Here is a 2835-nt window from a genome sequence, read left to right on the forward strand (position 1 = left end):
CGACCACCCCCGCCACCGCCGGGCCGACCGTCGTCGCCGCCCCGCCCGACCAGGTACGGCTGACCGACCGGCGTGACGACATCGCCCTGTCCTGGCGGTACCCGGCCCGCGCGGAGGGCCCGGTGGTGGTCGCGGGCGGCCGGGCCGGACAGGAGACGCGCGCCTTCCAGGAACTGCCCGCCGGCACGGAGAGCTTTGTCGTGTACGGCCTGGACCGCACCAACGACTACTGCTTCACGATCGCGGTGGTCTGGTCGACCGACATCGTAGCCCGCTCCGGTCAGGTCTGCACGAAGCGCCACTGACGACACCATCCGCGTCGGTGATGTGGTCACCCGGCGGCCCGGCTCGTTTGGTGGGCCTCGTGTCGCGCGGTATGTTTCTCAGTTCAGACACAAAAAAGGAATGGCGTCGAATGCCATTCCTGAAGCGATTGTAATTGACGAGGAGACGGCTTGTCAAGGCATTCCGACGGTTCCGTGGCGCAGCAGCCGGACGACGACGAGATCGGCCGCGAACAGGAGTACGTCTCGCTGCTCTACGGCCGGCTCGACGACCTGCGCGAGCAGGCCGCCCGGCGGCTGACCGAGGAACTGCGCCGCACCGGCGGCACCCTGCAGGACCGCTCCCAACGGGACAGCGCCGTACGGATGTACGCCGATCAGGTCGAGCAGTTCTCCGCCGTGGAGAACGGGCTCTGCTTCGGCCGGCTCGACGGCGACGACGGCACCCGGCACTACATCGGCCGGATCGGCATCTTCGACACCACGGGCGACTACGACCCCCTGCTGATGGACTGGCGTGCCCCCGCCGCCCGGCCCTTCTACCTGGCCACCGCCGCCAACCCGCAGGGCGTACGGCGTCGGCGGCACCTGCGTACCCGGCAGCGCAAGGTCACCGCCATCAATGACGAGGTGCTGGACATCACCACCGCCTCCCCCACCGCCCACGAGGAACTCACCGGCGAGGCGTCGCTGCTGGCCGCGCTCAACGCGGGGCGTACCGGGCGGATGCGCGACATCGTGGAGACCATCCAGGTCGAGCAGGACCGGATCATCCGGGCCGACCTGCCAGGGATGCTGGTGGTGCAGGGCGGCCCCGGCACCGGCAAGACCGCGGTGGCGCTGCACCGGGCGGCGTACCTGCTCTACACCCACCGGCGGGAACTGGCCACCCGGGGCGTGCTGCTGGTCGGCCCGAACGCCACCTTCCTGCGCTACATCTCCCAGGTGCTGCCCGCGCTGGCGGAGACGGGGGTGCTGCTGCGTACCCCCGGCGACCTCTTCCCCGGGGTGCGGGCGCGACGCGCGGAGCCGGCGCGGGTCGCGGCGCTCAAGGGCCGGCCGGTGATGACGGAGGTGCTCGCCGCCGCGGTACGCGACCGGCAGTGGGTGCCGGACGAACCGCTGGCGGTCGAGGTCGAACGGGAGACGCTGCTGCTGGATCCGCAGACCGTCCGGCAGGCCCGCGACCGGGTACGCCGTTCCGGCCGGCCGCACAACCTGGCCCGGGCGCTGTTCGACGTCGAGATCGTGCACGCCCTCGCCGAGCAGGTTGCCGAACGGATCGGCGCGGACCCGCTGGGCGGGGAGAACCTGCTCTCCGAGGCCGACCGCGCCGAGATCCGCCGCGAACTGCGCGAGGAGCCCGGGGTCCGCGCCACGCTGGACGAGCTGTGGCCGGTGCTCACCCCCCAGCGCCTGCTGACCGACCTGTACGCCTCGACGGAACGGATCGCCACCGCCGCGCCGATGCTCACCGACGCCGAGCGGGCCCTGCTGCACCGGACTCCGGGCGGCGGCTGGAGCCCGGCCGACGTGCCGCTGCTGGACGAGGCTGCCGAGCTGCTCGGCGAGGACGAACGGGCCACCGCGGCCCGCCGGGAACGCCTGCGCGCCCTGCAACGCGAGTACGCCGAGGGTGTGTTGGAGATCTGGCGGGGCTCGCGCTCGATCGACGTCGAGGACGAGGCCGACGGCGGTGAGATCCTCGGGGTGACCGATCTGCTCGACGCCGACCGGCTGCTGGAGCGGCAGGAGGAGGCGGACCGGCTGACCACCGCCCAGCGTGCCGCCGCGGACCGGAGCTGGGCGTTCGGGCACGTCATTGTCGACGAGGCGCAGGAGCTGTCGCCGATGGCCTGGCGGTTGCTGATGCGCCGTTGTCCCAGCCGGTCGATGACCATCGTCGGCGACGTGGCGCAGACCGGCGCGCTCGCCGGCACCCCGTCCTGGGCGGAGGCGCTGGAGCCGTACGTGGCGCAACGCTGGCGGTTGGAAGAGCTGACCGTCAGCTACCGCACCCCGGCGGAGATCATGGCGGTCGCCGCCGACGTGCTCGCCGAGATCGACCCGGCGCTGCGCCCACCCCGCTCGGTACGCGCCACCGGCGTACCCCCGTGGGACCGGGTTGTCGACGAGGCGGCGCTGGCCGACGAGTTGGTCGCGGCGACCGCCCGGGAGGCCGCCGGGCAGGCCGACGGCCGGCTCGGGGTGATCGTGCCCGCGGGACGCGCCGAGGAGTTGGCCGCCGCCGTGGTGGCCGCGCTGCCGGAGGCGGCCGTCGGCGAGCAGCCCGAACTGGAGAGCCGGGTGGTGGTGCTCACCGTCGACCAGGCCAAGGGCCTGGAGTTCGACAGCGTCCTGGTCGTCGACCCGGACCGCATCGTGGCGGAGTCTCCCCGCGGTCGCAGCGACCTCTACGTCGCCCTCACCCGGGCCACCCAACGCCTCGGCGTCCTGCGCCCCACCCCCCAGCCGGCTTGATCATGAAGTTGGCGGCGACCCAGGAGATCGACATCGCCGTCGACCTCATGGTCCCGGCGGAGAATCGGGG

The 2835-nt window shown here is 72.8% G+C and carries 1 protein-coding gene and 1 pseudogene; both read left to right on the plus strand.

Going from position 1 to position 2835, the window contains the following annotated elements; all coding sequences use genetic code 11:
* A pseudogene (locus tag E1182_RS31450) lies at nucleotides 1-305 on the plus strand (tetratricopeptide repeat protein); the annotation flags it as partial.
* 150 nt (nucleotides 306-455) lie between these two features.
* The gene (locus E1182_RS30055; protein WP_132271116.1) at nucleotides 456-2765 is read left to right on the plus strand and encodes an ATP-binding domain-containing protein; all 2310 of its coding nucleotides are present in this window, start codon (nucleotides 456-458) and stop codon (nucleotides 2763-2765) included.
* Nucleotides 2766-2835: the final 70 nt, after the last annotated feature.

This window comes from Micromonospora sp. KC721, from assembly GCF_004348355.1.
Lineage (GTDB): Bacteria > Actinomycetota > Actinomycetes > Mycobacteriales > Micromonosporaceae > Micromonospora.